Consider the following 24,477-nt stretch of genomic DNA (forward strand, 5'->3'; position numbering starts at 1 on the left):
CGCCGGCGGGTGGCGGAGCGCTTCATCGACATGGCCTGACGCGCCGCCGCGGCCGTCGTTACCGGGGCGCACGCCGGCGGGTGGCGGAGCGCTTCATCGACATGGCCTGCGCCCGGGGTGAAGGTCGAGGGTCGAGACCGGCACGACTGGTTGCCGTGCCCCGCACGGGGACATGCCGATGCCGTTCCCGAGCGTGCTGGGGCACGAGGGAGCCGGCGTCGTCGAGAAGGTCGGCCCCGGCGTCGAGGACGTCGCGCCGGGCGACGAGGTCGTCATCGGCTGGCCCTCGTGCGGGGTGTGCACCAACTGCCTGGACGGCCAGCCGCGGTACTGCCTCCGCAGCGGTGCAGCGCTCGTCTCGGGCCGCCGGTTCAAGGGCGAGACGGCCGGCACGACCGCCTACAGCCGCCCGGGTGGCGGGGAGCTCAACGGCCACTTCTTCGGCCAGTCCTCGTTCGCGACCTACTCGATCGTGACGGCGGACGGGGTGGTCGAGGCGCCGGCCGGGGTGCCGCTGGAGCTGCTCGGGACCCTCGGCTGCGGCATCGGCACCGGTGCCGGCGCCGCGCTGAACGAGACCCGGCCGGGCCCGGGCTCCTCGCTCGTCATCTTCGGGGCGGGCGCCGTCGACCTCGCCACGATCATGGCCGCTCGGAACACCCCCGCGACGACGATCATCGCCGTCGACCACCACGACAACCGGCTAACGCTGGCCATGGAGCTCGGCGCCGCGCACACGATCAACTCGGGGAACACCGACGTCGTCGCCGAGGTTGCCCGGATCCCCGGCGGCGCCGCCGACTTCGCCTATGACTGCACCGGTGTCATCGCCGTCATCGAGACCGCGGCGCAGTGCGTGGGCATGCTCGGCACCCTCGTGCTCGTCGGTGGTGCGCCCGTCGGCGCGAGCTTCAGCCTCGACCACCTCAGCACGCTCTGGGGCAAGCGCGTGATCGGGATCCTCGGCGGCGCCGGCCGCACGGGCCGGTTCATCCCCGCATTGGCCGAGCTGTACCAGCAGGGCCGCTTCCCGTTCGACAAGCTCGTGCGGTTCTACGACTTCGAACGGATCGAGCGGGCGCCGGCTGCCTCGAGGTCCGGCGAGGTCATCAAGCCGATCGTGCGCATGCCTCGGTAGGTGCTGGCGAGCGTGTCGCAGCGGGTGGCATGCGGGGTTCCGATCGGGTGGCCCAGGTGAAGACTTTGGCTACCGGGTGCCCTACGTGAAAACTTCGGACTGACTATCCTGTCGAAGTTTTCACGTAGGTGATGTGCTCGGCCGGGTGCGGGCGACGGCGAGGTCGGTCGCGACCTCCTTGTTCCGCGGCCGCGGGACGAGGCCGGGGTCGATGCCGTGCGCGATGGCTGATCAGTGGCCTGGGGTGGACGGGCCACCGACCGCCGGGCCACCGCCGGCCGGGCCCCCGCCGGCCGGGCCACCGCCGGCCGGGCCACCGCCGGTCGTGCCGCGCTCGACGGCGACGAGCTCACGCAGAGCGGGGGCCACCTCCTGGCCGAACACGGTGAGCGTGGCGGCGTCGTCGCCCATGAGGATGAAGGCGCTCACGCCATGCTCGAGGGTGAGCCGGGCGAGCTGGTCGACCCACTGCTCGGGCGGGCCCACCAGCAGCCGTTCGCCGGCCTGGTCGGTGAACTGGCCGCCGATGTTGAGCAGGCGGCGCACCGCCCGTGGGTCGCGCCCGGCCTTGGTGGCGGCGGCGTCGATGATCTCGTTGGCCTCGGTGAGCTCCTGCAGCGACTTCAGGTAGGCGAGCGAAGGCAGCCACCCGTCGGCCTTGCGCCCGATGAGACGAAGCATGCGTGGCTTGTAGGCGCCGAGCCAGATGGGGATCTCGTGCGCGGGCGCCGGGCCCCGCTTCGCGCCGTCGACCCGGTAGTACGTACCGTCGACGACGAAGCGCTGCGGGTTCGTCGCGTCCCAGATGCCGCGCATGATGTCGATCGCCTCGCTGAGTGCGTCGACGCTCTGGCCGGGGGTGCGGCGCCGCCCGCCCATGGCCTCGATGGCGTCCCAGAACCCACCGGCTCCCAGGCCGAGTTCGAACCGGCCGCCGGAGAGGAGGTCCACGCTTGCGGCCGAGCGGGCCAGCACAGCCGGCGGACGCAGCGGCAGGTTCAGGACGTTGCCGGAGAGGTGGATGTGTTCGGTGCTGGCGGCGACATAGCTCAGCAGGGTCCACGTGTCGAGGAACCCGGGCTGGTACGGGTGGTCCTGGAACGTCACCAGGTCCAGGCCGGCCGCCTCGGAGGCCTGCGCGAGTGCGACGACGCGGGCGGGGTCGGCGTTGCTCGGGGTGATGAAGGACCCGAGGATCAGGTCGTGTCCGTAGTCCGTCATGGTTCCTTCTCGGGGTTGTGGGTGTGGGGTCGGCCGGGCCGGTGGTGGGCGGGCCGGCGACCTGTCGGAAGGCGCGCCGGTCAGGGGTGCGCCGGCTCCAGCGTCAGGGCCGCCTCGAGGGGGCGCGGACGTGCGGGAGGGAGAGGGCGACGGTGCCGGGCGACCGTGCCCGTACGCCTCGGGGCCATGACCTCGACGGCCAGGCCGACGTCGGCCGGGTCGCGGGCGGTGCCGGTGCGGGCGTCGTACCCGGTGCACGGGGCCTGGCGCGCGACGGCGGTGCCGACGCGGCCGGCACCGCGGATGCCGATGGTCCGGCCATGTTCCACCACCTTCGCTCCTGCCGTCGAGGATGCCGCCCGACAGGCTGTCGAACAGACGCTTTGCAGATGGGACATGCTGTTCAACCGCACGGCCGTGCCCGGTGTTCCGCCCTGAGCACGACCCCTGACCACGTCCCAACGCGACGGCGGCGAGTTCGACTGGTGGCTCGGCGTGGTGCTGCGCACCTCATGCTCCACCTCGATGAGCGACGGGCTCGGCGACCTGCCGCACGGCCGGCGCGGCTACCAGATCCTCAGCACCGTGGTCCGCGGTGACCCACCCGGCCAGTTCACGCTCGCCGTGCACCTGGGCATCGACCGCACGGTCATGACGGACCTCGTCGAGGCCGCGCTCATCGACGACCTCGGCGAGGCCTCCCCCGCGCCCCAACCCCGCCGCCATTCGCCGAACAGGTCCTGATGCTCCACATTCGGCCAGAACGGAGCAGTAGGGCCTGTTCGACGCCGGGGTGGCAGCGCGGAGTCCCTCAGCCGTGCAGGGGTAGCACGAGCTCGGTGAGCCCGCCCTCGGTCACCCGCACAGGGATGCCCCAGTCCTGGGCCGCGAGGTGGCAGGCCGGGAACTTCACGGCGGGATCGGCGTCGCAGGAGGCCGCGCGGGCGGTGACGGACAGGACGGTCTCGCCGGCACCAGGGCCAACACCTGCATCAGTGCCCGCACCGGCCCCGGCGGCCCCGCGGGCGGCCGTGCCAGTGGCCAGGCCCGCACCAGGGCCAACACCTGCATCAGTGCCCGCGGCGGCGCTGGCGCCGGCACCGAGTGTGATGACTCGCTCGAGGTCGGTCCCGGTCCCGGAGCCCTCGAGCAGCTCGCCCGGCCCGGAGAGGGATACGGAGACCTGGGTCGACGGCCCGAACCGGTCGTCGCGCTTCTGCCCCGCCGGCGGGGTGAAGACCACGCGCAGCGTGAACGTCGGGGCGACCTCGGTGACGGCCCGGCGGGTGCGGTGGGCCGCGCCGTCGTGGCGGTGCCCGCGCCCACCGAGGGCGAGGCGGGTGAGGCGGTGGGCAGCGGACTCGACGACGACGAGCTGCTCCCCGACCACGATCAGGCCGGAGGGCTCGGCCAGGTCGGTCGCCAGCGTGGAGAGCTCGGCGTCGGCGGGATCGTAGACGCGGACGGCGCCGTTGTAGGTGTCGGCGACCGCGATGGTGCCGTCGGGCAGCACCGCCACGCCGAGGGGGTGCTGCAGGAGGGCCTGGTCCGCCGCCCCGTCGCGGTGGCCGAACTCGAAGAGCCCATGACCCACGACGCTGCGCACCCGGGCGTCATCGTGGGTGACGGTGAGCCGGCGCAGGGCGGAGGTCTCGGCATCGGCAAGCCAGATCGCGCCGTCGCCGTCAGCGACCAGGCCGGAGGGCTGGGCGAACCAGGCCTCCTGCGCGCCACCGTCGAGGAGGCCCTCGTTCGTGGTGCCGGCGAGGTGGCGGAGCTCGCCGGCGACCGGGTCGAACGCCCACAGCGTGTGGTTGCCGGCCATGGCGACGACGAACGCCCCGGCGGCCTCGGACCAGGTGACGTCCCACGGCGAGCTGAGCCGCAGGGCGCGAGGGTCGGTGCCCGTACCGTTGTCCGGGCCGCCGACCATGAACTGGGCGCCGGTTCCGGCGAGCGTGGTGACGGTCCCGTCGACGAGGCGCACCCCGCGGAGGAGGTGGTTGACGGTGTCGGCCACGACGACGTCGTAGCCGAGGCGGTCCCGCAGTTCGGTGGGGACGAGGGTGAGGCCGTTGGGCTCGCTGAAGCGGGCGACGTCGGCGGCGCCGTCGGTGCGGCCGCGCTCCCCGGTGCCGATACGGCGAATGAGCGTCTCGCCGTCGGGCGCCAACTCGGTGAGCTGGTGATGCCCGGCGTCGGCGACGAGGAGGTTCCCGCCGGGCAGCTCAACCACTTTGGCGGGGAAACGCAACGTGGAGGGGACCGGCTCGGAGGCGACGTACGGACCGTCGCCGCGGTGGAGCGTGCCCGCCGCCTCGTGCTCGGTGACCAGCTGCCCGACGAGGAGCTCGAGGTTGGCGGCGTGCCCCTCGCCCGCCATCGTGGCGACGATGTAGCCCACCGGGTCGACGACGACGAGCGTCGGCCAGGCGCGCGCGGTGTAGGCGTCCCAGGTGACCAGCTGCGGGTCGTCGAGCACGGGGTGGGCGACGCCGTAGCGCTCGACGGCGGCGACAAGGGCGTCGGGGTCGGCCTCGTGGACGAACTTCGGGGAGTGGACACCGATGATCACGAGGACGTCACGGTGACGCTCCTCGAGCTCGCGCAGCTCGTCGAGGACGTGCAGGCAGTTGACGCAGCAGAAGGTCCAGAAGTCGAGGACGACGATCTTGCCGCGCAGGTCCGCGAGCGTGACGTCCTGCCCGGCCGTGTTCAGCCAGCCGCGCCCGACGAGCTCGGCGGCGCGGACGCGAGCGGGTCGGGTCTGGTTCGTCGTCATGGACCGAGGGTCTCATCACGGGCGCCGGCGGCGCGTTCCCGAACTGCCGCCGTCTCACGATTCACCCCCGCGCGACGCGGCGGGCGACGCCGGTGACACCGGACGCACGGACGAGCGTCTGGCCCGGAGCGACCATCGCCTGATCGCGGGCACGCGTGACGCCGGCGGGCATCAGCCCGCCGGCGTCACGTCAGCACCCAGGGCGCCGGTTCGTCAGACACCCACCGTCGCACGGTTGGGACGGCCGACCTCGGGGGCTGCGGGCAGCGCGCCGAGCACCGCCTCCACACTCGTCTTCGCGTCGCCGAAGCACATGGCCGTGTTGTCCTTGAAGAACAGCGGGTTCTGCACGCCGGCATACCCGGGGTTCATGCTCCGCTTGAACACCACGACCAGTCCGGCGTCCCACACGTGCAGCACCGGCATCCCGGAGATCGGCGATCCGGGCTCCATCGCGGACGGGTTGACGGTGTCGTTGGCGCCGATGACCAGGACGACGTCGGTGCTGGCGAGGTCGTCGTTGATCTCGTCCATCTCCAGCACGACGTCGTAGGAGACGTTCGCCTCGGCGAGCAGCACGTTCATGTGCCCAGGCAGACGCCCGGCGACGGGGTGGATGCCGAAGCGGACGTTCGCCCCGCCGGCCTGGAGCCTCTTGGTGAGCTCGGCCACGGGGTACTGCGCCTGCGCCACGGCCATGCCGTAGCCGGGGACGATGACGACGCTGCGTGCCCCGGCGAGCGCCTCGGCCACCTCGCTCGTGCTCAGCTCGCGGTACTCACCCTCCTCGGTCGGGGCCGCGGTCGACGCGGTGTCGCCGAAGCCGCCCAGGATCACCGACACGAACGACCGGTTCATCGCCCGGACCATGATGTAGGACAGGATCGCACCGGAGGAGCCCACGAGAGCGCCGGTGACGATCAGGATCGTGCTGTCCAGCATGAACCCGCTGAAGGCGGCCGCCCAGCCGGAGTAGGAGTTCAGCATCGAGATGACCACCGGCATGTCCGCGCCGCCGATGGCGGCGACCAGGTGGATGCCGAGCAGCAGCGCCAGGACGGTCATGATGGCCAGCGGCGCCGCGGCGTGGGTGGGGACGAACCAGAAGGCGAGCGCGGTGATGGTGACCACGACGCCGAGGTTGAGCCAGTTGCGCCCGGGCAGCATCAGCGGCGACGAGGAGAACTTCCCGGAGAGCTTCCCCCAGGCGACGATCGACCCGGTGAGGGTCAGGGCGCCGATGAAGATGCCGATGTAGACCTCGCTGAGGTGGAACGTGTCGGAGTTGCCCTCGAGGTAGGCGTTGTAACCGACCAGCACGGCAGCCAGGCCCACGAAGCTGTGCAGCAACGCGATCAACTCCGGCATCCCGGTCATCTCGACCTTGGTCGCCCTCCGGACACCGATGACGGCGCCGAGGAGGACGGCGACCAGCAGCATGCCGAGGGCGCGGGTGCTGAGGGAGGGCGCGCCGTCGGCCGGGTCGAGGACGCTGACGATGGTGGCGGTCACGGCCAGGACCATCCCGAGGATACCGAAGGCGTTGCCCCGCCTGGACGTCTCGAACCTGCTCAGGCCTGCGAGCGCGAAGATGAACAGCAGGCCGGAGACGATGTAGGTCGCGCTGACGAAGTTGGCCATTTCACGCCTTCCGGAACATGGTGAGCATGCGCTGGGTCACGGTGAACCCACCAAAGATGTTGATGCTGGCGAGCAGCACGGCCACCGCCGAGATGACCTGCACCGCGAGGTTCTCGCTCGTCAGCTGCGTGATCGCGCCGACGATGATGATGCCACTGACGGCATTGGTGACGCTCATCAGCGGGGTGTGCAGGGCGGAGGTGACGTTCCAGACCACGTAGTACCCCACCACGATGGCGAGCACGAACACCCCGACGAGTTGCACGAGCGCGGGCGGGGACGCCGTCAGCAGCGCGATGAGTGCCACCGCCCCGAGGGCGACGAGGCCGAAGGAGTAGTACCAGGGGCGCGGCGCCTTGGCCGGCTCCGGCTCTGCGACAGGCACCGGGGTGGCCGCCACGGCGGGTGCGGGGGCGACGGAGACCTGGACCGGCGGCGGCGGGAACAGCGTCTGTCCGTCGTGGGCGACGGTCATGGTCCGCACGATCTCGTCGTCGAGGTCGAGGACGAACCCGCCGTCCTTGCCGGGCGTCATGAGGGTGAGCGCGTTGACCAGGTTGGTGCCGTAGAGCTGGGAGGCCTGCCCGGGCAGCCGCCCGGCCAGGTCGAGGTAGCCGATGATCGTCACACCGTTGTCGGTCGTGTACGCCTCGCCCGGGCGGGTCAGCTCGCAGTTGCCGCCGCCGGCGGCGGCCAGGTCCACGATCACGGAGCCGTTCTTCATCGTGGCGACCATCTCGGCGGAGATCAGCCGCGGCGAGGCCTTGCCCGGGATGGCGGCCGTGGTGACGACGATGTCGACCTCGCGGCACTGCTCGGCGTACAGCTCCGCGGCGCGCACGTTGTAGTCGTCGCCCATCTCGGTGGCGTAGCCGTCCGTGGAGATCTGCTGCTCCGCGGCGCGCACGTGGAGGAACTCGCCCCCCATGGACTCGACCTGCTCCGCCGTCTCCGGGCGCACGTCCGTCGCGCGCACGATGGCGCCCAGGTTCTTCGCCGCCCCGATCGCGGCCAGGCCGGCGACGCCGGTCCCCGCGACCAGGACCTTGGCCGGGGGCACCTTGCCTGCGGCGGTCACCTGACCGGTGAAGAACCGGCCGAACACGTACGAGGCCTCCACCACCGCCCGGTAGCCGGAGATGTTCGCCATCGAGGAGAGGGCGTCCATGGACTGGGCGCGGCTGATGCGGGGCACCATGTCCATCGACAGTGCGGTCACGCCGCGCCGGGTGAGCGCCTCGACCAGGTCGGGGTGCTGGCGCGGGCGCAGGAACGTGATGAGCACCGACCCTGGTCGCAGCGCCGCGATCTCGGCGTCGTTGGGCTCGTTCACGGCCAGGACGACGTCGCTGGACCATACGCCCGAGGTGTCGACGATCAGGGCGCCGGCGTCCTCGTAGGCGTCGTCGGTGGCGTTCGCCAGCGCACCCGCGCCGCGTTCGACGACGACGACGTAACCGAGACCGACCAACGCCGGCACCGTCTTGGGGGTGGCAGCCACCCGGGTCTCGCCGGGTAGGGACTCCCGGGGGATCCCGATCCGCATCGGCCTGACCATAAAGACTCCTTCGCGTTCCTCGACGGAGCCTCGGGGTTGTCGTGCGCCGTCGCTAGGATGACCGTAAGTGCCCGCGATGACATCGCTCGCAGGTGTACCGGGCCCTGGGATGAGGGTAGGCGCCCGTGGGAGCACGATCTGGGACCTTTTACCCCTTGTGCCGCGGGAGGCGGTGTGCGCGGTGTCCTCACCGCCGGCCTCGTCGAACTGGACGGGCGCGTACCCGAGGTGGATCGGCGTCGTCCGCTCGACCTTGCGGGGGTGGGCACCGGCCCCCGTGCTCATCAGGGAGCTCCGCTGCTGAGCGGCACCGACCAGCACTGTTGCTACGACGCCATGGCACCGTCTCCGCCTACCGCGCCATGTCGACGAAGCGCGAGTAGTGACCCTGGAACGCCACGGTCACGGTGTCGGTGGGCCCGTTGCGGTGCTTCGCCACGATGAGGTCGGCCTCGCCGGCGCGCGGGGACTCCTTGTCGTAGGAGTCCTCACGGTGCAGCAGGATCACGACGTCCGCGTCCTGCTCGAGACTGTTGTGGACCGCGATGCCGTTGGCGATGAAGTTGTGACTGCCTGCGACCGTGGCGTCATAGACCTCCTCCTCGCCCGCCGGCTCGATGGAGACGACCCGGTCCCACAACAGGTCGTTGGTCGCCAAGATCTCCAGCTCATCGCGCTCCAGCACCGCCGCGACGCGACCCAGCCGCTCTCTCGATGGCGCAGTCTCGGCGGGCGCGCCGCCGCCGCGCCGGGTACCGGTCCCGGCCTGGAAGGCCCGGTGGGCCGACCCCTGGTCGGCAAGGATCTGGCGCACGTCGTGCCAGACCTCCAGCGGCACGGTATCGGCGTTCGTCTTCACCTTGATGTCTTTGATGCGCTCGAGCAGAACAGCCGCGGTCTTTCCGCGCGCACCGTGTACCCCGATCCGCTCGAGGAACACGCGCTGCTCCTCCGGCCCACAGATCTCCACCGAGTGGCCGGCACGAGAGCCGGCCTTCGTCGAGGCCGAGATGCGTGCGTCGATGCCGAACCGTAGGAGCAAGGTGGCGACGTCGTCGGCCAACCGCCGCGAGGCCGTCGCGTAGCACACCCGGCCACCACGACCGTTCGGGGTGAGCATGATCGACCCGTCGGTCGCCCACAGGTGTCGCAGGAACAGCGCGACCTGCCGCTTCGGGAGGTGGAACACCTCCTCGGGGACGACCTTCTCGTAGCCCCGCGTCCCCAGGAGCCCCGCCCTGTCGAGCCACCGCGCGAACGGGTGCTGCTGACCGCGGGCAAGGCGGTCGGCCGCCGGGAGCCGGGAGCCGGTGCACCGCGCGACTGCGTACTCGTCCCGGACGGGTGTGGTGCCGAAGACCCCCGCCGTGTCGCCGGCTGCGGCCAGGCCCTCCTCGTCGATCGAGGCGTAGCGGATCGGCTGTGGGTGGAGGAACGACCCGTCGCCGAGCAGGTGCGCGAGCATGACGACCCGACGGTCGTCCCAGAGCGCTTCCTGCTCCGGGGCGGGGACATGGCGCGGTACGCCGATCCGCGAGCCCGCTTCGAGCTCATCGAGCGCGGTCCACCCGTCGTAGGTCAGGAAGGGGTGGTTGCCCGTGGCGGTGATCTCCCGGCCCGAGGCCATCTTCATCCGGAAGACCGGTTTGGTCCCGGTGGTGAAGACCGAGGTGATGTGTCGGCGCACGTACTTCAGGCGGTCGTCGAGAGCCCAGACCGGCACGCCCTTCGCGCCGGAGGCGAAGAGCTCGCCCAAGGTGATCTCGGCGCCCGTGTCAGCACGCATGACGCGCGTGTCGGCGGTCAGGCAGCCCGACTCCCGGAGGTCGCTCATCATCGGCCGCTTGTCAGTGCGCTGCTCCGGACCACGGTTGAGCTGGGCGACGGCGATCACCGGCACCTCGATCTCCTTGGCCAGCAGCTTGAGCGCACGGGAGAACTCCGAGACCTCCTGCTGTCGGGACTCGACCTTCTTGCCCGAGCTCATCAGCTGCAGGTAGTCGACCACCACGAGCTTGAGGTCGTACTTCTGCTTGAGGCGGCGGCACTTCGCCCGGATCTCCATGAGAGACATGTTGGGGCTGTCGTCGATGTACAGCGGCGCCTCGGAGACCCGGCTCATGGCCGTGGCCATCCGGGTCCAGTCCTCCTCACGCATCGTGCCTTTACGCATGTTCTGCAGCGGCACCTGCGCCTCCGCCGACAGCAGCCGCATCGTCAGTTCCGTGCGACCCATCTCCAGGGAGAAGATGACCGACGTCTGGTTGTGCTTGATCGACGCCGACCGGCAGATGTCCAGCGCCAGCGTCGAGTTGTGGGTGGGGATCATCGACCGCGACGCGAGGTACAGGTGGCTCGGGTGGGCGATCTGCACGCACCGCACGGGCACGGACCCCACGGCCGCCGCAGCCGTGATCGTCCATCTCCGATCCTCCGTCGAGACGACGTGCGCGGGCTTCCCGCCGCCCCCGAGCACGGTGTCGGCGACCTGGCGCGATGTACGAACCGCCGTCGTCCCGTCCGGGAGGAACTGGGTGAGCCACTGGTGCTCGGCGTCGGCGATGATGCTCGTGCCGTCGTCGAAGGTGATCTCGTAGCAGGGCCGACCCACCATGATCTCGGTGGCTGCGACCACCTTCGTCGGAGTGCCGTCGGCCGCGATGAGCTCGTCGCCGACCTCGACCTCACCCATGGTGGTCCAGCCGGTGGGTGTCGGCAGCACGGTCTCGAGCGCCAACGCCTTGCCGACCGCCGGCCTGGCCGCGATGATCACCATCTGCCCGGGGTGCAGACCGTTGGTCAACGAGTCCAGGTCCGCGAACCCGGTGGGCACCCCGATCATGCCCTCGCCCCGGTCCGCGGCGCGCTCGATCTCCTCCATCGTGAGGTTGATCGTGTCTCGCAGCGGCACGTAGTCCTCGCTGGTGCGCCGCTCGGTGACGGCGTAGACCTCGGCCTGGGCGCTGTTGACGAGTTCGTCGACGTCGCCGCCGTCGGTCGAGTACCCGAGCTGGACGATGCGGGTACCCGCCTCGACCAGGCGGCGCAGCACCGCCTGCTCCCGCACGATGCGGGCGTAGAACCCGGCGTTGGCCGCCGTGGGCACCGAGGAGATCAGCGTGTGCAGATAGGGCGCGCCGCCGATGCGGGCGATCTCGCCGCGCTTGGTCAGCTCCGCCGCGACGGTGACGGCGTCGGCCGGCTCGCCGCGACCGTAGAGGTCGAGGATGGCCTCGTAGACCATCTCGTGCGCGGGTCGGTAGAAATCGTTGCCCCGCAGCTCCTCGACGACGTCGGCGATGGCATCCTTGGACAGCAGCATGCCGCCGAGGACGCTCTGCTCGGCCGCCACGTCCTGCGGCGGCGTCCGGTCGAACGACTCCCGACCACCAACGACCTGCTCGTCGACGAGAGACACACGACCTCCTTCTGCCGGAACCGAACCCCTGGTCCCGTTCTATCGGTCGCCACCCACACGGCGACGCGGGCACCTTTGCTCGCGCCCGGGTGACCGTACGCCGTCGGGCTCGCGTCCAGGAAACCAGGCCTGTGCACATCTCGGCCCCTTCCTGTGGACAATGTGTGGACGCCGACCACCCGCTTGTGCACAGTCGGTGGAGAACTTTGTGGACAACACCGGTGGTGTTCGGCCCGAGCGCGCCAGATCATCGCCACCGGGGCGTGCACAGGCTGTGGACAGAAGGACGGAAGCACATCAGTGGACGACACTCCCGAACCCCGCGGCAACCCTCCACGGGTACCTGAGGGCGAGGTTTCCTCCTCCACCGCACCCACCGGCCGGGCGCTCGACCGCCAGATCCTCGCGCTCGCGATCCCTGCTCTCGGCGCGCTCGTCGCCGAGCCGCTGTTCGTCCTGATCGACTCGGCGATGGTCGGACGTCTCGGCACCGCCGAGCTCGCCGGCCTCTCCCTGTCGTCCACCCTCCTGACCACCGCCGTCGGCGTCTTCATCTTCCTGGCCTACGCCACCACCGCGACCGTCTCCCGCCGCGTGGGCGCAGGGGACCGCGCCGGCGCGGTCTCGGGCGGTGTGGACGGGATGTGGCTGGGCCTGGGCCTGGGCGTCGGCACCGCCGCCGCCCTCTTCGCCGCGGCCCCATGGGTCGTCCACGCCCTGGGCGCACCCCCCGCCGTCGCCCCGCACGCGATCGCCTACCTGCGCTACTCGGCCCCGGGCCTGCCGGGCATGCTCGTCGTGCTCGCCGCCACCGGCACCCTGCGTGGGCTGCTCGACACCCGGTCCCCGTTCGTCGTCGCCGTTGTCGGCGCCCTGGCCAACGTCGGGCTCAATGCCCTGTTCATCTACGGCCTCGGGCTCGGCGTCGCCGGGTCCGGGCTGGGCACCGCCGTCGCCCAGACCGGGATGGGGCTCACCCTCGCCGTGGTCGTGCTGCGTGGTGCTCGCGGCATGGCTGTCGACCTGCGGCCACGCGGGGGTGGTATCTGGTCAGCCGCCCGCACGGGCACACCGCTGATGGTGCGCACGCTCTCGCTGCGGCTGGCGATCCTCGCCACCGTCGCCACCGCGACGTCGCTCGGCGCGGTCACCCTCGCCGCACACCAGGTGGTCAACGCCACGTGGAGCCTGGCCGCCTTCGGGCTCGACGCCCTCGCCATCGCGGCCCAGGCCCTCGTCGGGCGCGGCCTCGGCGCCGGCGACGTGGCGCACATGCGCGCCGTCATGCGCCGCTGCCTGCAGTGGGGCACGGCTGCTGGGGCGCTCATCGGCGTGGTCTTCGCCGCGGGCGGCTGGTGGCTGGCCCCCCTGTTCACCGCCGACGACGACGTGCGCCTCGCCGCCGCCGTCGGGCTCGCCGTCTCCGGGGCCTGCCTGCCGATCGCGGGCTGGGTCTACATGCTCGACGGCGTCCTCATCGGCGCCGGCGACGGTCGCTACCTCGCCTGGGCAGGGCTCGCCACCCTCGTCGTCTACCTCCCGCTCGCCTGGCTGGTCCAGGCGTACGCGCCCGACGGCGTCGTCGGGCTCGCGTGGCTGTGGGCTGCCTTCGGGGGCGCGTTCATGCTCGCCCGGGCCGTGACCACCGGGCTGCGCGCCCGAGGCACGGCATGGATGGTGCTGGGCGCGTAGCTCCGGGCTCGGGCGCCCCGGCCGACGGCCCGCGGCAGCCGGACCGACCCGGAGACGCCGCACGCGCCGGTGGCAACTTCTGGCAACCGGCGTGATGTGCGCCGCTTCCGGTGGAGAGTGCTGGCCAGGTGCCCGCCCCCGCGGCCGATCTCGCTCCGGGGTGCCCGCGCCGTCAACCGCGGGGGGCGGAAGACTCCGGTCTCCCGTGACGTCCTGACGTCCTGACGTCCCAAGGAGACTCAGATGACCAGACGACCGAGGATGCACGCCCTCCTCGCCCTCACCGCCGCCCTCCCCCTGGTGCTCGGCACCACCGGCGCCGCCGCCGGGGCTTCCATCGGGGTGGACGACACCCCCGACCTGCCGTGGATGGACACGGCCCTCGCCCCCGAGGATCGGGCAGCCCTGCTGGTCGACGCGATGACGCTCGACCAGAAGCTCCAACAGCTCACCGGCGCCTTCCCTGAGATCCTCCCCGACCTGCCGGAGTGCTACGGCGCCCGCCACGTCACCGGGATCGAGGAGCTCGCCATCCCGACCCTGCGCATCACCAACGGCCCCGTGGGCGTCGGTCAGAACGACTGCGTCGACCCGTCGCTCGCGACCGACCCGACGGTCCCGTGGTACGCCGCGTACACCCACCCGTCCTCCGCCAAGGCCACCGCGCTCCCCTCGGCGACGACCGTCGCCGCCTCGTTCGACCCCGCCGTCGCCAGCACCTTCGGGGACGTGATCGGGACGGAGATGAACAACCTCGCGCTGCACGTGTTCGAGGCGCCGGGCATGAACATGGCCCGCCTGCCGATCCTCGGCCGCAACTTCGAGTACTTCGGCGAGGACCCGTACCTCAGCGGCACGATGGCCGTCGCGGAGATCCGTGCGGTGCAGGCCAACGGCCTCATCGGCATGGCCAAGCACTTCGTCGCCAACGAGCAGGAGACGAACCGGATGACGATCCAGGAGACCGTCGACGAGCGGACCCTCCACGAGACCTACCTGCTCCCCTTCGAGATGACCGTCAAGGACGGCGACGCCGCCTCCGTCATGTGCGCGTACAACTACGTCAACGGTGTCTCCTCGTGCGAGAACGACTACATCCTCAATGACGTCCTGCGCGGCCAGTGGGGCTTCGACGGCTACGTGCAATCCGACTTCTTCGCGACGAAGTCGACGGTGAACACCCTGCTCGGCGGCATGGACCTCATGATGCCGACCCCGCAGCAGTGGGCGCCCGAGCTCCTCACGGCCGCCCTCGACGCCGGGGAGATCCAGATCTCCGACATCGACACCGCGCTCGAGCGGCGCTACGTCCAGATGTTCAAGTACGGCATCTTCGACCGGCCGCTCGTCCAGACGCCGATCGACTACGCCGCGGGCGGTGAGAAGGCGCGCGAGATCGGCACCCAGGGTGCCGTGCTGCTGCAGAACAACGGAGCACTGCCCATCGCGTCGGACGTCGAGGACGTCGTCGTGATCGGCAAGGCCTCCCAGGTCTACGCGCAGCAGGCGGTGGCCGGCGGTGTCATGGTCGGCCGGCCGATGGGCGCCGGCGGTGGCAGCTCCGACGTCGTCCCCACCTACACCGTCTCACCGGTGGAGGGCATCGAGAACGTCCTGTCGAATCTCGGCAACGCCGGCGCCGACGTCCGTCTGATCCTCGTCGACGACGAGAACACCTCCGCGACCGTCGACGGCGAACCGGTCAGCTTCGACGCCGTGCTCGACGAGGCCAGGGCGGCGGACGCCGTCGTCATGATGGCCGGCACCATCTCCGAGGAGGGTGCCGACCGGGCGACCTTCACCGACACCAGCGGCCGCACGCGGGTCGACATCGGGGACGACCTCGACTGGTACGTCGACCGGCCGAACACCATCGCCACCGTCGCCGGCACCAACGCGGCGAAGAACAGCCAGACCGTGGCCATGATCAAGGCCGTGATGGACGCCTCCCCCACGATGGCGGAGAAGGCCACCCTGGTCCTGAAGGACAACGCGGGCGTGGCCATGGACCCGGCCCTCGTGGGAGATACCGGCCCGGCCATCCTCGAGGTGTGGTTCCCCGGCCAGGAGGACGGCCACATCGTCGCCGACCTGCTGTTCGGTGCGGTCAACCCCTCCGGGAAGTCGCCCGTCACCTTCCCCTACACCGGCCGGGGCTTCCTGGACAGCATCAGCACCCGGCAGTTCCCGGGCGACATGGTCGACGGCGCGCAGACCGTGGAGTACACCGAGGGCCGCGACATCGGCTACCGCTGGTACGACGCGAACCTCGGCGGCGACTGCGCACCGGCGGAGGACGGCGCGAACCCGTGCGTGGCGTTCCCGTTCGGCCACGGGCTCTCCTACACGGACTTCGAGATCTCCGGGCTCACGGTGACACCGCGGAAGTCCGACGGGACGCACCCGGTGAAGGTGCGGTTCTTCCTGGAGAACACCGGTGATGTGGCGGGGGCTGAGGTGCCGCAGGTCTACGTCAGCCTGCCCGACGCAGCGGGAGACGCACCCAAGCGCCTCGTCGGGTTCGACAAGGTCGAGCTGCTGCCGGGCGAGAAGCGGCGGGTCGAGATCACGATCGACCCCGCCGCGACCAACCACCCGCTGTCGGTGTGGGACACGGAGGCAGACCGGTGGACCACACCCACCGGCCCGTTCGAGGTGCACGTCGGCGCCTCCGCCGGGCGGATCACGCTCTCCGACACGATCACCGTCCGCACCCCCCGCGGGCACACGCGCTGACCTCGGCGTGAGCAGCGCCGTCCCGCGTCGCCGACGGCGGGGCCGCCCGGCCCCCCCCGCCCGGGGCCCCTGCCCCGCGCCGACCCCGGGACCAGATGACGAAGCGGCCCGGTCCCCCTGCGGGGGGACCGGGCCGTTCGACACCAGGACGCGTCGCGTCAGGCCGGGACGACCTTGACCTCGACGGTGGCCTGGACGTCGTCGTGCAGACGCACGTGGACCTTGTGCTCGCCCAGCGACTTGATCGGGGTGGGGACCTCGATCTTGCGGCGGTCGAGCGCGGGGCCACCGGCGGCCTTGACGGCGTCGGCGATGTCCGAGGTGGTCACGGCGCCGAAGAGACGGCCGTTCTGCCCGGAGCGCACCGCGACGGTGACCGCGGCGGCCTGGAGCCGGTCGCGGATGTCGCGGGCCTCCTCGATCGTCGCGATCGAACGGGACTTGCGCGCGGCCTGGATCTGGTCGACCTGCTTCTGGCCGCCCTTGGTCCACCGCGTGGCGAGACCACGGGGGACGAGGTAGTTACGGGCGAACCCGTCCTTGACCTCGACCACGTCGCCTGCGGTGCCGAGCTTGGAGACCTCGTGGGTCAGGATCAGCTTTGCCATGAGTGGCCTCCTAGGCTCAGCGAGCCGAGCTCGAGTAAGGCAGCAGAGCCATCTCGCGGGCGTTCTTGACGGCCCGCGCGATGAGTCGCTGCTCCTGGACGGATACGCCGGTCACCCGACGCGCCCGGATCTTGCCGCGGTCGGAGATGAACTTGCGCAGCAGCGCCGTGTCCTTGTAGTCGACGTTCTCGATCTTCGCCGACTTGAGGGGATTGGCCTTCTTCTTGGGCTTGCGAAGAACAGGCTTCGCCATGGTGGTGCTCCTTGATGATCGGTGCGCGGGCCCCGGGGAGCTCACGCGAGAAGTGCTGACTTAGAAGGGGGGCTCGTCGTTGAACGCGCTCGAGCCGCCGCCCGTTGCCCAGGGGTCGTCCGCCTGGCCGCCGCCGGGGGCGTTGTAGCCGCTACCCTGCTGCGCGCCGGAACCGGCGAACCCGCCCTGTTTGCCACCGGAACCACCCTGGCCTCCGCCGGAGCCGCCACCGAAGCCGCCGCCGCCGCGCTGCGAGCGCGTGACCTTGGCCGTGGCGTACCGCAAGGAAGGTGCGACCTCATCGACCTGCATCTCGACGACCGTGCGCTTCTCGCCCTCGCGGGTCTCGAAGGAACGCTGGACCAGTCGGCCCTGGACGACGACGCGGGTGCCCTTGGTCAGCGACTCGGCAACGTTCTCCGCGGCGTCGCGCCAGACCGAACAGCGCATGAACAGGGTGTCCCCGTCCTTCCACTCGCTGGTCTGGCGGTCGAACGTCCGCGGCGTCGACGCCACGGTGAAGCTGGCCACGGCGGCACCCGAAGGGGTGAACCGCAGCTCGGGGTCCGCGGTGAGGTTACCCACGACGGTGATGACGGTCTCTCCTGCCATTGCTGTGCTCCCTGGAGTCAGGTGGTTGGCGGGGACGCTCAGTGAGCGTCGGGGCGCATGAGCTTGGTGCGCAGGACGACCTCGTTCAGGCCGAGCTGGCGGTCCAGCTCCTGCGCGAGCTCCGACGTCGCCTTCATGTCGACGACGGCGTAGATGCCCTCGGAGCGCTTCTTGATGTCGTACGCGAGGCGGCGCTTGCCCCAGATGTCGACCTTCTCGATGGTGCCACCTCCGGTCTTGTCGACGTCGAGGAACTTGTCGAGCGACGGGGCGACCGTACGCTCGTCCGTCTCGGGGTCGAGGATGATCATCAGTTCGTAACTACGCATGCTTGGTACCCACCTCCTCTGGACTCAGGCGGTCACGGTCCTTCCGTGACAGGAGGGTTGATGCGTGGCGGCCCCCGTGCTCACACGGGTGCGTGAATGTGAGGGCCAACCGGGAACTCTACCGTAGCCAGCGGACACGCCGACACGCGACCCTGGTCACCGGGTCTGTGGACGGGGCGCCCGAAGGAGCCGGCTCCGGGCTCGCCCCTGGACTACGCGGGCGGTCCTGGGACGTTCGGGTTGTTCGGGGCGGGGTCCAGCGCGTCCATGGTTCCGTCACCATCGGTGTCCGTGGTCGCCGGGTCCGTGGTCACCGCCGGGTCGTTCGGCGCGAAGTCCTGCGCGTCCACGACCCCGTCACCGTCGGAATCCATCAGGTCCGGGTCCTGCGCATCCGGCGTCCCGTCACCGTCGGAATCCATCAGGTCCGGGTCCTGCGCATCCGGCGTCCCGTCACCGTCGGAATCGACCAGGTCCGGGTCCTGCGCATCCACGACCCCGTCACCGTCGGAATCCATCAGATCCGGGTCCTGCGCATCCACGACCCCGTCACCGTCGGAGTCGATGAGGTCGGGGTCCGCGTAGTCGGGGATGCCGTCACGGTCGGAGTCCTTGGGCTTGGGCCGCTCGGAGGGTGGGGGGAAATCGATGACCTCCATACCCTCGGTGGCCGCGGCCATGTAGTCCTGCCAGATGCGGGCGGGCCACTGGCCACCGCCCATGAGGTAGGTGGGGACGTCGCCGAAACCGGTCAGCGACTCCTCGCTGCCATCAGCCCCCACCTGGAACATGCTCACGTAGGTCGCGAGCTGCGGGACGAACCCGCCGAAGTTCGCGGACCTCAGGCCGGTTGACGTACCCGTCTTCCCGGCCGCCGGGCGGCCGGGGATCTCCGCCGCCGAACCACCGCCGCCGTCGATCACCTGCTCCATGGCGTAGGTGGCGTCCGCGATGAGCCGCTCCTCGAACACCTGCCGACCGGGGTTCTCCCCCGTGTAGACGACGTTGCCCTGGGAGTCGCGCACCTGCGCCACGATGTGCGCCTCGTGCCGCACGCCCTGGGCCGCGAACGTGGCGAACACCGTGGCCATGTCGACGGCGTGGGGCGAGGCCGGGCCGAGTACGTTGCTGATGTCGGCGGTGAGCCCGGGGGTGTCCTCGGGGACGCCGGCGCGGATCGCGACGTCGCGCGTGGCCGCCGGGCCCACCTCCTCGTTGAGTTGGGCGTACGCGGTGTTGATCGAGTCGGCGGTCGCCTCGATGAGGTTCACCGAGCCGTGGTTGCGGTCGTCGAAGTTGTGCACCTCCCAGGTGCCGATCTTCAGGTCGGCCGGGCTCGAGTACGTGTCGTAGAGGCTCTTGCCCGCCTCGAGGCCGGCGATGAGCGCGAACGGCTTGAACGTCGAGCCGCCCTGGGCGCGGTCCTGCGTAGCCGCGTTGCGCGACTGGGTGACGAAGTCCGGTCCGCCGTAGAGGGCGACGATCCCGCCGTCGGCCGGATTGAGCGAGACGATGGCGACGCGGTTGTTCTCCGGCCGGTCCGCGGGCAGGTCCGCGACCGCCTGCTCCGCGGCGGCCTGGGCGCGGGGGTCGATCGTGGTGACGATGTCCAGGCCGAGGATGTCGATCTCGTCCGCAGTCATCCCGGCCTTGTTGACGAGCTCGTCGCGGGTCATCTTGAGCAGGTACCCGGCCGGCCCGCCGTAGGTGTTGTCCGTGCTCGGGGGCACGGCCTCGGGGTAGACGGCGGCGGCGCGCTCCGCCGCGGTGATCCAGCCCTCCTCGCCCATCAGCCCGATGACGCGTTCCCAGCGCTGCTGGGCGCGGTCGGGGCTGACTGCCGGGTCCCAGACGCTGGGCGAGGGGATGATGCCGGCCAGCAGGGCGGACTCGGAGATGCTCAGCTCCGCGGCGGGCTTGTCGAAGTACGCCTGGGCGGCCTTCTCGATGCCGTACGCGCCGCGCCCGAAGTAGATGGTGTTGAGGTAGTTCTCGAGGATCTGCTCCTTGGTCTGCGACCGGTCGATCTTCAGCGCGAGGATCGTCTCGTTGAACTTCCCGAGGTAGGAGGTCGTCTTCCCTGTGTAGTAGTTCTCGACGTACTGCTGCGTCAGCGTGGAGCCACCCTGGGTGGGCAGACCGCGGATGTTGTTCCACACCGCGCGCACGAGACCCTTGGGATCGACGCCGTTGTTCTCGTAGAACCGCCGGTCCTCGGAGGCGATGACGGCGCCGCTCACGTGCTCGGGCAGCGTGTCGAGCGAGACGACCTGACGGTCGATCTCCGAGAAGGACCCCATCGGTGTCGTGCCGTCCGCGTAGTAGACGGTGGTGGACTCGGCGAGGGCGAAGTCGTTGGGCTTCGGCACCTCGGTGGTCGCATAGGCGAGGACGAACGCGCCAAGGACCAGCGCGACGCCGGTCAGCGCGACGCCGAGCACCACGCGCCAGCTCGGCAGCCAGCGCCGGATCGCGCCCTTGCCGGAACGCGGGTAGTCGATGAGGCCGCGTCGCTTGGCCGGGCGCCCGCCGCCACGACCACCGGAACCACGGCGACCACCGGAACCCCCACGACCACCGGAACCCCCACGACCGCCCCCGGAGCCCGAGCCGCCGGCACCCCGACCGGCACCACCCGCTGCGCTCCGCCGCGTACCACCCGAAGCGCTCCGCCGGGTACCACCCGAAGCGCCGCCGACCCCGGGGCCACTGCGGGCGACCGCACCGCCCCGCCCGGTTCGGTCGGACGCGCCCTGCGTGCCAGTCGGTCGCCCGGCAGGGCTCGCGCCGCGGGAGCCGGACGCCGGGCGCCCAGTCGGGGTCCAAGAAGGATTGCGAGCCACGCGGCCCTGCCTTTCGCGTTTCCGCGCGTCCGCGCGGCGTCGGGAGCAGTGCACCCGAGGCGTGGTGGCCGGCGCTCCATCAGCGCGCGGACCGACCGACGCACGGGCAGATCGTCCTTCAGTATGCGTCAGACGCCCGGGAGGTGCCCGTGACGCGAGTCCCGGGGCGTCGTACCGCGCCATGACGGGCGGTGCCACAACGAGGATCTGGCGCCGGCTCCGGGCGGTACCCCACCCAAGATCGGCATCGTTCGATATATCGTTACGATATATTGTGTCGCTATCCGCGCTGAACGGTCTCATAGCGCGGGTGGCTGCGACAAGAGTCGCGGTCAAGTCACGAAGATGCAGGGAGGTGGGCCATGGCCACGCGTGCACAGGTGCTGGAGCTGGCCATCCTCGGCCGCCTGCACGAGACCCCGCTGCATGGCTACGAGTTGCGCAAGCAGCTCAACGCCGCCCTCGGGGCGTTCCGGACCCTGTCCTACGGCTCCCTCTATCCCGCGCTGCGCTCCCTGACCGAACGGGGTCTGATCGCCGCGCACGAACCGTCCGCCACGGTGACCAGCGGGCGACGGGCCCGGATCGTCTACGGCATCACGGACGCGGGGATCGCCCACCTCAACGGTTCGCTCGCCTCGGCCGGGTCCACCGCCTGGACGGACGACGCCGCGTTCGACGTCCGGTTCACGCTCTTCGCGAGCACGGACGCCACGACCCGCCTGCGCATCCTCGAGGGTCGGCACGCCCGCATGGTCGAGCGGATGGAGAACCTGCGGCAGTCCCTCGGCCGCACCTCACGCCGGATGGACTCCTACACGGCCGAACTCGCTCGACACGGTCTCGACCAGGCCCAGCGCGAGGTGGAGTGGCTCGAGCAGGTCATCGACACCGAGCGTGGCACGGCCGGCGCGCTCGACTACACCCGGCTCGCAACCACGGCGGCACCGCCCGCCCCGCGTGCCGCCACCCACGGGGACGTCGCCGACGCCGCCGCAGCCATTGAAGAAGATCGAACGAACAAGGAGCAAGCATGAGTGCTATCCGCGTCGCCATCGTCGGCGTCGGGAACTGTGCGTCCTCGTTGGTGCAGGGCGTGCACTTCTACGCCGACGCCGACCCCGAGAGCACCGTCCCCGGCCTGATGCACGTCCAGTTCGGCGACTACCACGTCCGCGACATCGAGTTCGTCGCCGCATTCGACGTCGACGGCAAGAAGGTCGGATCCGACCTCTCCGAGGCGATCAACGCCTCCGAGAACAACACGATCAAGATCTGCGACGTCCCGCCGCTCGGTGTGGAGGTCCAGCGCGGCCACACGCTCGACGGGCTGGGCAAGTACTACCGCGAGACCATCGAGGAGTCCACGGCGGAGCCCGTGGACGTCGTCGGAGTCCTGCGCGAGACTGCGGCCGATGTCATGGTCTGCTACCTCCCCGTCGGGTCCGAGCACGCCGCCAAGTTCTACGCCCAGGCCGCGATCGACGCCGGCGTCGGCTTCGTCAACGCCCTGCCAGTGTTCATCGCCGGCACCAAGGAGTGGGCCGACAAGTTCACGGCCGCCGGCGTGCCGATCGTCGGTGACGACATCAAGTCCCAGGTGGGTGCCACCATCACGCACCGCGTGCTGGCGAAGCTCTTCGAGGACCGCGGCGTCCGGCTGGACCGCACCTACCAGCTCAACGTCGGCGGCAACATGGACTTCAAGAACATGCTCGAGCGCGATCGCCTGGAGTCGAAGAAGATCTCCAAGACGCAGTCCGTGACGTCGAACATGCACGGCAAGCTCGCCCCCCGCGACGTCCACATCGGGCCGTCGGACTACATCGCGTGGCTCGACGACCGCAAGTGGGCGTACGTGCGCCTCGAGGGCACCACGTTCGGCGAGGTGCCGCTGAACCTCGAGTACAAGCTCGAGGTCTGGGACTCCCCCAACTCCGCCGGCATCGTCATCGACGCGGTCCGTGCGGCGAAGATCGCCATGGACCGCGGCATCGGCGGCCCGCTGCTCTCCGCGGCGAGCTACTTCATGAAGTCCCCGCCCGAGCAGCGCAACGACGACCGCGCGCGCGATTCGGTCGAGGCGTTCATCGCCGGCGACGTCGAGCGCTGAGCCCAAGGCGTCGCACCTGGATCCGAGGGCGTCACGCCCGGAGCGCGCAGCGTCGAGGCACCGAGCCCGCAGCGCCCGGTGCTGAGCACCAGCGAAGGCCCCGTCACGTTCGCCGTGGCGGGGCCTTCGTCCATCTGCTCCCGGGCCGGCCCTCCCACATCCGCCCCTGACCGGCCCTCCCACATCCACCCTCGGCCGCCCTCCCACATCCGCTCTCGGCCGGCCCTCCCACATCCGCTCCCGGCCGGCCCTCCCACATCCGCTCCCGGCCGGCCCTCCCGTACGCTCGGCCGTGGGCGCACCGCCCGTGCCCACTCGTGCCGGAGCCGGCTACCCGACCCGCTCGCGCCCTCGATCTCCGATCCCGCATGGGAGCATTCGTGAGCACCACCCCGCCGACTCGGCGCCGCCCCGTCGGTGTCGTCATGCCGCGCGACCTGCCGGCCGCGAGCCTGCACCCGTTCGCCCGGCGCGCCGACAGGCTGGGCTTCGACGAACTGTGGGTGGTGGAGGACCTGGGATACGCCGGTGGCTTCACCCAGATGGCGACGGTCCTGGCGCTCACCGAGAACATCACCGTGGGTGCCGGCATACTGCCGGCCGCCGTGCGCAACCCCGCGTTCCTGGCGATGGAGATCGCGACGCTGGCGAACCTCTATCCCGGCCGGGTGAGGATCGGGCTCGGGCACGGCTTGCCGACGTGGATGCGTCAGGTGGGCGCTTGGCCCGCGAGCGCCCTCAGCCTGCTCGAGGAGACCTTCGAGCACGTCCGTACGCTGCTGCGTGGCGGCCGGGTCAGCGTGGACGGGCGCTACGTCAAGCTCCGCGACGTCGGCCTCGAGCAACCGCCCGCCGTCGTGCCGCCGCTGCTCGCCGGCGTCCGCGGCCCGAAGTCACTGGCGCTCGTCGGGCGGATTGCCGACGGCGTCCTGCTGGCCGAGCCGGTCAGTCCGGAATACCTCGCCGCCACCTTCCGGGGCCTCGGCCCCGACGGTGCCCCGCCCGACTTCGAGATCGTCACGTACAACCTCGCAGCCGTCTCCGACGACCCGGCCGAGGCGCGGCGAACCGTGCTCAGCAGCGTCGTCCAGCTGCGGGGCGACGACTGGTTGTCCCACATCGCACCGCTGCCCTTCGCCGAGAACTTGCGCGTGCTGGCCGCGCAGCATCCGGACGACGGCGCGTTCGCGGCGGCGCTTCCCGAGGAGTGGGTCGACCGGCTCGCGCTGGTCGGCACTCCCGCGGCCGTCCGAGCTCGGATCGACGACCTGTTCACCGCGGGTGCGACCTCCGTAGCCATGTTCCCGCTGGGAGCCGACCCGATGGCGGCACTCGAGGGGCTCGCTCGGGTCCTGTGACCCGTGGCCGACGGGCAAGGACCCGAAGGACCCGGACGGCCAACACCCCGCGCGAAGTGACGATCACCCGCTGTCGTCTCGCCGACCCGACGGGCAAGGACCCGGGCGGCCCCGGCGCCGCGATCGACCGGCACGACGAGGGCGGGGAGCACAACAGGCACGACCCCCCGCTCGC

Annotated in this window: 18 protein-coding genes; 7 read left to right on the forward strand and 11 right to left on the reverse strand. The window is 71.0% G+C overall.

What is annotated here, in order from left to right; translation table 11 throughout:
• Positions 1–178: 178 nt before the first annotated feature.
• The gene (locus ACYC1Z_RS06280; RefSeq protein ID WP_461408675.1) at positions 179–1,138 is read left to right on the forward strand and encodes an NAD(P)-dependent alcohol dehydrogenase; all 960 of its coding nucleotides are present in this window, start codon (positions 179–181) and stop codon (positions 1,136–1,138) included.
• A gap of 231 nt (positions 1,139–1,369) precedes the next feature.
• Here the strand turns inward: ACYC1Z_RS06280 and ACYC1Z_RS06285 are convergent, their stop codons facing one another.
• Together ACYC1Z_RS06285 and ACYC1Z_RS06290 are read right to left on the reverse strand one after the other, a co-directional pair.
• On the reverse strand, positions 1,370–2,359 hold the full coding sequence (locus ACYC1Z_RS06285) for an LLM class flavin-dependent oxidoreductase (protein WP_461408676.1): 990 nt from the start codon (positions 2,357–2,359) through the stop codon (positions 1,370–1,372).
• Between the two features lie 80 nt (positions 2,360–2,439).
• Positions 2,440–2,691 (reverse strand): hypothetical protein, encoded by a 252-nt coding sequence (locus ACYC1Z_RS06290; protein ID WP_461408677.1) that lies wholly within the window; start codon positions 2,689–2,691, stop codon positions 2,440–2,442.
• Positions 2,692–2,884: 193 nt separating this feature from the next.
• On the opposite strand from ACYC1Z_RS06290, the gene ACYC1Z_RS06295 reads away from it, so the two are divergent.
• Entirely contained in the window at positions 2,885–3,103 is a 219-nt protein-coding gene (locus ACYC1Z_RS06295; protein WP_461408678.1) for a hypothetical protein, read from the forward strand.
• A 67-nt stretch (positions 3,104–3,170) separates the two neighbouring features.
• Here ACYC1Z_RS06295 and ACYC1Z_RS06300 read toward each other — a convergent pair whose 3' ends face one another.
• From ACYC1Z_RS06300 to ACYC1Z_RS06315, 4 genes are all read right to left on the reverse strand, one after another.
• Positions 3,171–5,141: an NHL domain-containing thioredoxin family protein gene (locus ACYC1Z_RS06300; protein ID WP_461408679.1), complete on the reverse strand. Its 1,971-nt coding sequence runs from the start codon at positions 5,139–5,141 to the stop codon at positions 3,171–3,173.
• A 213-nt stretch (positions 5,142–5,354) separates the two neighbouring features.
• A complete protein-coding gene (pntB, locus tag ACYC1Z_RS06305) occupies positions 5,355–6,782 on the reverse strand; it encodes a Re/Si-specific NAD(P)(+) transhydrogenase subunit beta (protein WP_461408680.1) in 1,428 nt (475 codons plus the stop codon).
• 1 nt (position 6,783) lies between these two features.
• Entirely contained in the window at positions 6,784–8,328 is a 1,545-nt protein-coding gene (locus ACYC1Z_RS06310) for a Re/Si-specific NAD(P)(+) transhydrogenase subunit alpha (protein WP_461408681.1), read from the reverse strand.
• A gap of 364 nt (positions 8,329–8,692) precedes the next feature.
• Positions 8,693–11,758, reverse strand: a complete 3,066-nt coding sequence (locus tag ACYC1Z_RS06315; RefSeq protein WP_461408682.1) for a replicative DNA helicase — start codon at positions 11,756–11,758, stop codon at positions 8,693–8,695.
• A 300-nt stretch (positions 11,759–12,058) separates the two neighbouring features.
• On the opposite strand from ACYC1Z_RS06315, the gene ACYC1Z_RS06320 reads away from it, so the two are divergent.
• Both ACYC1Z_RS06320 and ACYC1Z_RS06325 read left to right on the forward strand, forming a co-directional pair.
• Positions 12,059–13,450, forward strand: a complete 1,392-nt coding sequence (locus ACYC1Z_RS06320; protein WP_461408683.1) for an MATE family efflux transporter — start codon at positions 12,059–12,061, stop codon at positions 13,448–13,450.
• A gap of 243 nt (positions 13,451–13,693) precedes the next feature.
• Entirely contained in the window at positions 13,694–16,186 is a 2,493-nt protein-coding gene (locus tag ACYC1Z_RS06325; RefSeq protein ID WP_461408684.1) for a beta-glucosidase family protein, read from the forward strand.
• A 158-nt stretch (positions 16,187–16,344) separates the two neighbouring features.
• On the opposite strand, the gene rplI is transcribed toward ACYC1Z_RS06325, so the two are convergent.
• The 5 genes from rplI to ACYC1Z_RS06350 form a co-directional block, all read right to left on the reverse strand.
• Positions 16,345–16,794, reverse strand: coding sequence for a 50S ribosomal protein L9 (rplI, locus tag ACYC1Z_RS06330; RefSeq protein WP_461408685.1), 450 nt, complete (start codon positions 16,792–16,794; stop codon positions 16,345–16,347).
• A gap of 16 nt (positions 16,795–16,810) precedes the next feature.
• Entirely contained in the window at positions 16,811–17,047 is a 237-nt protein-coding gene (gene rpsR, locus ACYC1Z_RS06335; protein WP_461408686.1) for a 30S ribosomal protein S18, read from the reverse strand.
• Between the two features lie 60 nt (positions 17,048–17,107).
• Complete coding sequence (locus ACYC1Z_RS06340) at positions 17,108–17,659, reverse strand: single-stranded DNA-binding protein (protein WP_461408687.1); 552 nt, start codon at positions 17,657–17,659, stop codon at positions 17,108–17,110.
• A gap of 38 nt (positions 17,660–17,697) precedes the next feature.
• The gene (gene rpsF / locus ACYC1Z_RS06345) at positions 17,698–17,988 is read right to left on the reverse strand and encodes a 30S ribosomal protein S6 (RefSeq protein WP_461408688.1); all 291 of its coding nucleotides are present in this window, start codon (positions 17,986–17,988) and stop codon (positions 17,698–17,700) included.
• Between the two features lie 212 nt (positions 17,989–18,200).
• Entirely contained in the window at positions 18,201–20,432 is a 2,232-nt protein-coding gene (locus ACYC1Z_RS06350; protein WP_461408689.1) for a transglycosylase domain-containing protein, read from the reverse strand.
• Between the two features lie 761 nt (positions 20,433–21,193).
• Here ACYC1Z_RS06350 and ACYC1Z_RS06355 point away from each other — a divergent pair.
• The 3 genes from ACYC1Z_RS06355 to ACYC1Z_RS06365 all read left to right on the forward strand — a co-directional run bounded on the left by ACYC1Z_RS06355 (position 21,194) and on the right by ACYC1Z_RS06365 (position 24,302).
• Positions 21,194–21,868 carry a PadR family transcriptional regulator gene (locus tag ACYC1Z_RS06355; RefSeq protein ID WP_461408690.1) on the forward strand — a complete coding sequence of 225 codons (675 nt, stop codon included), beginning with the start codon at positions 21,194–21,196 and terminating at the stop codon, positions 21,866–21,868.
• A complete protein-coding gene (locus ACYC1Z_RS06360; protein ID WP_461408691.1) occupies positions 21,865–22,944 on the forward strand; it encodes an inositol-3-phosphate synthase in 1,080 nt (359 codons plus the stop codon). Before ACYC1Z_RS06355 ends, ACYC1Z_RS06360 begins: the two co-directional genes overlap by 4 nt.
• Before the next feature lie 380 nt (positions 22,945–23,324).
• On the forward strand, positions 23,325–24,302 hold the full coding sequence (locus tag ACYC1Z_RS06365; RefSeq protein ID WP_461408692.1) for an LLM class flavin-dependent oxidoreductase: 978 nt from the start codon (positions 23,325–23,327) through the stop codon (positions 24,300–24,302).
• Positions 24,303–24,477: the final 175 nt, after the last annotated feature.

This window comes from Georgenia sp., assembly GCF_054605595.1.